The sequence below is a fragment of the Methylomonas sp. BG-2 genome, assembly GCF_057766305.1.
Genome location: NZ_JBYMAP010000221.1, coordinates 1 through 6409, shown reverse-complemented (window position 1 = coordinate 6409; position 6409 = coordinate 1). Strand labels below are relative to the sequence as shown.

At 55.4% G+C, this 6409-nt stretch carries 8 protein-coding genes; 4 read left to right on the top strand and 4 right to left on the bottom strand.

Annotation, left to right across the window (positions count from 1 at the left end):
- Positions 1-500 (top strand): LabA-like NYN domain-containing protein (locus AC3B8H_RS17040; RefSeq protein WP_488442738.1); only part of this gene is annotated, 500 nt, incomplete at its 5' end.
- Positions 501-510: 10 nt separating this feature from the next.
- On the opposite strand, the gene AC3B8H_RS17035 is transcribed toward AC3B8H_RS17040, so the two are convergent.
- Positions 511-1056: an outer membrane protein assembly factor BamE gene (locus AC3B8H_RS17035; RefSeq protein ID WP_488442737.1), complete on the bottom strand. Its 546-nt coding sequence runs from the start codon at positions 1054-1056 to the stop codon at positions 511-513.
- 116 nt (positions 1057-1172) lie between these two features.
- Between AC3B8H_RS17035 and fur the strand changes: the two genes are divergently transcribed.
- Genes fur through lolD form a run of 3 tightly spaced genes read left to right on the top strand, consistent with a single transcriptional unit; the run spans position 1173 to position 3550 of the window.
- Positions 1173-1592, top strand: coding sequence for a ferric iron uptake transcriptional regulator (gene fur, locus AC3B8H_RS17030; protein WP_064026744.1), 420 nt, complete (start codon positions 1173-1175; stop codon positions 1590-1592).
- 13 nt (positions 1593-1605) lie between these two features.
- Positions 1606-2853, top strand: coding sequence for a lipoprotein-releasing ABC transporter permease subunit (locus AC3B8H_RS17025; protein ID WP_488442736.1), 1248 nt, complete (start codon positions 1606-1608; stop codon positions 2851-2853).
- Complete coding sequence (gene lolD / locus AC3B8H_RS17020) at positions 2846-3550, top strand: lipoprotein-releasing ABC transporter ATP-binding protein LolD (RefSeq protein WP_488442735.1); 705 nt, start codon at positions 2846-2848, stop codon at positions 3548-3550. The genes AC3B8H_RS17025 and lolD overlap by 8 nt, the downstream gene beginning before the upstream one ends.
- A gap of 180 nt (positions 3551-3730) precedes the next feature.
- Here the strand turns inward: lolD and AC3B8H_RS17015 are convergent, their stop codons facing one another.
- The 3 genes from AC3B8H_RS17015 to AC3B8H_RS17005 form a co-directional block, all read right to left on the bottom strand.
- On the bottom strand, positions 3731-4348 hold the full coding sequence (locus tag AC3B8H_RS17015) for a cohesin domain-containing protein (RefSeq protein WP_488442734.1): 618 nt from the start codon (positions 4346-4348) through the stop codon (positions 3731-3733).
- Between the two features lie 67 nt (positions 4349-4415).
- Positions 4416-5972 (bottom strand): putative Ig domain-containing protein, encoded by a 1557-nt coding sequence (locus AC3B8H_RS17010; protein ID WP_488442733.1) that lies wholly within the window; start codon positions 5970-5972, stop codon positions 4416-4418.
- Between the two features lie 236 nt (positions 5973-6208).
- Positions 6209-6409, bottom strand: a 201-nt coding sequence (locus tag AC3B8H_RS17005) for a hypothetical protein (RefSeq protein ID WP_488442732.1), incomplete at its 5' end; no start/stop codon positions are given.

The following is a 6409-nucleotide window of genomic DNA, read 5'->3' as shown; positions in this document are numbered from 1 at the left end:
GCCGGATGGAGAAGATAGCGATATTTGTCGATGTCCAAAACATTTACTATACGACCCGGCAACGCTATCAACGTCATTTTGATTACACCGCGTTTTGGCGCTTGGCGACATCCGGGGCGCAAGTCGTTGTCGCGATCGCTTACGCCATCGACCGCGGGGACGGCAAGCAACAGGCGTTTCAAAACATCCTGAGAAATATCGGATTTACGGTAAAACTGAAACCCTACATCTTACGTCGCGACGGCAGCAGCAAGGGCGACTGGGACGTCGGCATCACGTTGGATGTATTGGATTACGCCGCCGAGGTGGATAGGGTAATTTTACTGTCCGGCGACGGCGATTTCGAACCGTTGTTGCAGAAGATTCGCCGCGATCACGGCACGGCCAGCGATGTTTACGGTATTTACGGTTTGACCGCGCCGGCGCTGATCAAGGCCGCCGACAATTTCATCGCGATTGCCGGCGGTTTGTTGATTGCCGACGATACTCGTCGTTCCTGAATTGTTCAGCCTATTGTTCGGCTTCCTCTTCGACGATTTCCCTGCCTTTTTCCGCCGCCGCGGGCTCGGGTTTGGTATCGGAGGCGTTCGCGGCGCCGGTCCGGCGCGGCAGGGTGTCCGGCTCGTCACTGAACAGGCCGCTGATTTTTTCCCACATCGATCGGTCCAGTTCGCGTTTGGGTAAATCCACGCTGGTTTCGGTGGACTCCTTGACGACCGGCAGCGAGCTGGGGCGGAAGTCGCCTTGAACCCCCATCAGATTTTCGCCGTTGAAAAATAGCGAAATGCGTTTCTGCAGCCGATCCTCTCCGCTGGGCTGTTCCGAGTACAAATAATCCCAGCGCCGCTCGTGAAAGGCGTCGGCCAGCATTGGCGAACCCATGATGTAAAGCACTTGGCGTTTGGTCATGTTCGGGCGCAGTTGATCGACCATGCTTTGGTCGATAATATTGCCTTGCTCGATATCCAAGGAGTAAACGCCTGGCAGGTTGTTCAAAATGGTGGAGCAACCCGGCAGCGCCAGGCCGGCGGCGAGCAAAACGGCCAGTTTTTTCATTGCATCATCCAGTGAATTCGGTCGGAAACGGACGGCCATTATCCCATAATTCACGCTGCGCCTGACCGCAAAAAACGATACAATGCCACGATTGACTGTTAGACGGGGATAGGCTTGTGGAAACTAAGGATTTGCGTAACGCCGGGTTAAAAGTGACGTTGCCCAGACTGAAAATTCTGGAAATACTCGAAAAACAGCAAGACGACCACCATTTATCCGCCGAAAAACTCTATAAGATTTTGCTCGCCGAAGGCGAGGAAATCGGTCTCGCGACCGTGTACCGGGTTCTGACTCAATTCGAGGCGGCCGGCTTGGTCAATCGCCACCATTTCGAAGGGGGCAACTCGATATTCGAATTGAACAGCGGCAGCCACCACGACCACGTCGTCTGCATGAAATGCGGCAGGGTTGACGAGTTTACCGATGAAGTCATCGAAAAGCAGCAGGACGCAATCGCGCGTCGGCTGGGTTATACCTTGACCGACCACAGCTTGTACCTCTACGGCTATTGCGCCGAATGCAGTAAAAACCCCTGATCCTCCCTTATTTATGTTCAAACCCCTGATCCTGTATATTGGGTTGCGCTACACCCGTGCCAAAAAGCGTACCCAATTCATTTCGTTCATCACGTTGACTTCGGTGCTCGGTATCGCATTGGGGGTTACCGCGTTGATCACGGTGCTGTCGGTGATGAACGGCTTCGAGGCGGAATTGCGCGAACGCATCCTCGGCATGACCGCCCATAGCACGGTCACCGGCCGTTACGGACAGTTGGAGGATTGGCGGACCCTGGAGAACCGCACCCACGGTCTGCCGCATGTGCTGGGCGCGGCACCCTTCATACACGGTCAAGTGATGATTAACGCCGATCGCCAAGTCAGCGGCACGCTGCTGCAAGGCGTGTTGCCCGAATTCGAGAGCCAGGTGTCCGAAGTCGCCGCGAATATGAAGTTCGGCGCGTTAACCGATCTCAAGCCCGGCGAATTCGGCATTATTCTGGGGGCTGAACTCGCAACTTATTTGGGCGTGATGATGGGTGATAAAGTCACCGTGATAACGCCTCAGATCAATTCGACGCCGGCGGGCATATTGCCGCGCATGAAACGGTTTACCGTGGTAGGGGTGTTTCAGGTCGGCATGTACGAATACGACCGTAACATGGCCTTGATGCACCTGGACGACGCCGGCAAGTTATTCCGAATCGAGCCGGCGGTATCGGGTCTGCGTTTGAAGCTCGACGATCTATTCAACGCACCGCGCATTACTCAAAGTTTGGCGGATACCCTGGGCGACGATTACCGGGTCAGCGATTGGACGCGAGCCCACAGTAATTTCTTTAAAGCGGTGCAAACCGAAAAGCGGGCGATGTTCGTGATTTTATTACTGATCGTCGCGGTGGCGGCGTTCAATATCGTCTCGACCTTGGTGATGGTGGTTACCGACAAGCGCGGCGACATTGCCATTTTGAAGACCCAGGGTTTGAGCGATGGATCGGTCATGGGGATCTTCATCGTGTTGGGGTGCGTGATCGGCAGTATCGGTACTTTGTTAGGAACCGTCGGCGGCGTGTCGCTGGCTCTGAATGTCGAGACCATCGTGCCGGCCATCGAAAAAGCCTTCGGCGTTAATTTCATGCCGTCGGACGTCTATTACATCAGCGAAGTGCCGTCCAAACTGATTTGGGGCGATGTGTATTCGATCGCCTGCGCGGCGTTTTTATTGTCGCTGCTGGCCACGCTATATCCGGCTTGGCAAGCCGCCAGAGTCAATCCGGCCGAGGTGTTGCGGTATGAGTAATCCCGTGATTTTGCAGTGTGCCGGCCTGACCAAGCGTTATGCGCAGGGCGATTTGAGCGTCGACGTATTGAAGGGTGTGGATCTTTCGATACAGGCCGGCCAGCGCGTCGCGATCATGGGCGCATCGGGTTCCGGCAAGAGCACCTTGCTGCACCTGCTGGGTGGCCTGGAAAAGCCCAGTGCCGGCTCGGTGATACTCGACGGGGCCGATTTAAACAAGATTAGTGCCGCCAGACTTAGCCAATTGCGCAATCGAGCGCTGGGCTTTATTTACCAGTTTCACCATTTGCTCGGCGAATTTACGATCCTGGAAAACGTGGCAATGCCACTGCTGATTGGAAATCAACCGATTAAACTCGCTAGGCAGCAAGCCGTCGAGCTGTTGAAAAGAGTAGGGTTGGGTCACCGGTTGGCCCATAAGCCCGGCGAGTTATCCGGTGGCGAACGCCAACGGGCCGCCGTGGCGCGAGCATTGATCAATAAACCGAAATGTGTGTTGGCCGACGAACCGACCGGGAATCTGGACAGCAAAACCGCCGAGCAGATCTACCAACTGATGCTGGAGTTGAATCGGGAACTGCAAGTCAGCTTTCTGGTGGTCACTCACGATCCCGATTTGGCGGCTCGGATGGACCACGTGCTGCATATGGAAGATGGTTTGATTCTGCCTGAGCGCAGTCACCACGAGCAGGGTTAGGGCTTGAAGGGGGCCGCTCCCCGTACCGCATTGCGTCTTTTCCGGGGTCTTGCTCGGGTTTACAACCGTGAATTTGCCGAAGTCTGGCGGATTGCGCCGAAATCGGATTCGGCGGAACACCTTGCCGGGCGCATCATGCGCGCGACAAGGTTTCGGTAGAACTGAAATTTCAAAAACGAATTAGCAATTGGCGTTGGCCTTGCGGTTACGGCGGCCAAATATCGCCAATAAGCCCGGCGCAAACAAAAACGCCGCGGCCGGCACCGGGACGGGCGGTGGATCTTGAGCGGGGATGATAGTCACATTCGCGCCGCGCAACGAACCGGCCAGCGAGGTGCCGTCAAATGAATACACAATGGGGTTGGTGATATTCAGCGGGTTATTCAACGCGGCGTTTAGCGCTTTGAATTTGATGGTGCCCAGTAGCGTCGGAGCGGTAATGTTTAATCCGGATTCCAGCGTGGTGGTTGCTGAAATGGCTTCCGCGAAATGAACTTTACCGGCGCCGCCGACCGCCGAGATGGAATTGGCGAAGATTTCGGTATCCGCGCCGAAAATACTGGCGCTGGTCAGTAATTCAGCGGACAGATTGTTGCTGTTATAGGACAGATTGAAATCGAAACCGCCGAAGTCGGCAAGTCCATCCACATAAATATTGGCATTGAAAAACGAGCCCACCTCGGCCGTATACAGGTCGGTATTGCCGGGGAGCTCAATGGCCAGGGTGGTGGCGTTCGCGTTAGACAGGAACGCGGCGAATCCAAGCGCAATCGCATTTGAGAAAAAATGTTTGTTCATAAAAAGTCCGTCATTAAATGGGCCGGGAGGAATGTTCCCGGCCTGGGCTAGATGAGTGTTTTAACGATCAGGGTGCCGGTGTGACCAATGCGCATTGCGGTTTGGTGCAAAGCGACGCGGCTTTTCGGTAATCGGCGATATTCACCTTACGGTCGTTATTTAAGTCGGCCGGATCGTTTGCCGCCACCGCGATGCCGTACTTGGCTTTAATCGTTGCCAGATCGGCGGAGTCGATATCGTTGTCGGCATCGGTGTCGCCAGGGCCGGTCACTTTTACCGTGTAGTTTTTATTGACGATGCTACCGTCGGCATCGGTGGATTCAACGAAAAACTTAAATACGCCGACTTTGGACGGAGTTCCGGATAGCACGCCGGTGCTGGAAGCGATTGTTAATCCGTTGGGCAGGGTGCCGCCGGTGGTCGTTACATACGGTGTGTTGCCGCCAAAGACGACCGCGCGTTGCGGGAAGGCTTGGCCGACGTTGCCGCTTTGAATGTCGTTAATCGTCGAAAGCGGCGCAACCGCGTTGAACTCGCCCATTTGCGCGCCACGGTATGCGCCGACGATGGCCACGCTGGCGCAGTCGAATTCGGTATCGTTGCCGCCAGCGTCGGTAACGGTCACCACATCGACGCCGCTGACGTTATCGGGACCCACCGCATCGCACATCGCTTCGCCGCTTTCGCCATCGATCGAAGCCGCCGGACCGACATATTCGTAAAACTCGTAGCGGCGGGTCACGACGTCCCGGCCGTCCTTCATGTCCTCGGCTTTGCCGGCCAGTTCGGATTTGTTTTTATTGTTCTTGTTGTTGGTTTGCAACAGATACCATTCCGATTCCACCTCGTCGGGTTCGCCATTGGTCCAATCGGAATGACCGTCGTTATCCTTGTCATCGCCCACCAATTCTTCCAAGGCTAATACCCGGGCCTTGTGCGTCTTGGTTTTGATGACCTTGACCCAGCTCGGTTCGCCGAATTGTTTTGCCGGCGGGATCGGCGCGACCGGTGCCGGAATCGCCGCGACGACTTGCGCGGGAAATTGCACGATCGCCGGAACTTCGACGATGGGCGGTTGATTCGGTATCGGGTTGGGTTTGATCACCGGCGGTTGCACGAACACCGGCGGCTGGTAAGTATAGGTTGGGGTGCCGACGTTCACGGCCGGGCCCAGCACGACTTTGCCGGCGGCATCCTTGACCAGCCAGTTATATTTGATCGCGCTGTACGAGCCGTAGATACCGACGCCAAAATGCTCGCAACCCTGGTTGACCGAGGGATTGGTGCACATATGTCCGTTGGTCGGAGAAATGGAGCCCGGCGCGGCCGGGTTGGTGAAACCGGTCGTGGTGCCGCTCGCTGTCGGGGCTTCGTAACGCACGAAAACTTTTGGGTGGTTGGGGTCGCTATTGTCTTCCCGAATTTTCGGTACGCCGTAATGATTCCATGAGTAAGTACCACCGATACTGGTGCTGTGGATGTCGTCAATTTCGATCTCGAAACCATGGCAGGTTTCGCCGGTATCGTTTACCGCGTCGAAATTGCCAAGCGAACCGTATGCGGTTGACGCGCCAGCGTCGTGAATACCAAGCAAAAAGATTGCCGGCAAGATCAGTTTTTTCATGAGATGGTCCTTAGGGTGTATTGCGGTGGAAAGTGGCAACGGGAACGTGCAAAGCCGCCCGCATTGAAGCACACCAAGATAAATTCTCAATTAAAATGTGATTAAGATAACACTATGGAGAAGATGGGCGGCTGTTTGGCGATTAAATTGCCCCGCGGATTTCTGACCCAAGCCCATCGCGGATTCGGATAAATCGATCCCAATTGCTTAGCGTCGCCGGTCGCCGCTAGCCGTCGTCAGTGACAATCGGCAACGAACGGCGTCGATTTAGTTCGTGGGGTTCGACTTGGTGGCTCGATTTTGCGAAATCGATGGTCTTGCGCCGAGTGCCGGCTGGTTTTGTCGGAAAACCGTTCGGTGTTTGTCGGTTTGCCCAAACGGCGACGCAAATCGCGGAAGTCGGGGTATTTCAGTCGCTCGGATGCCAACGCGGCAGA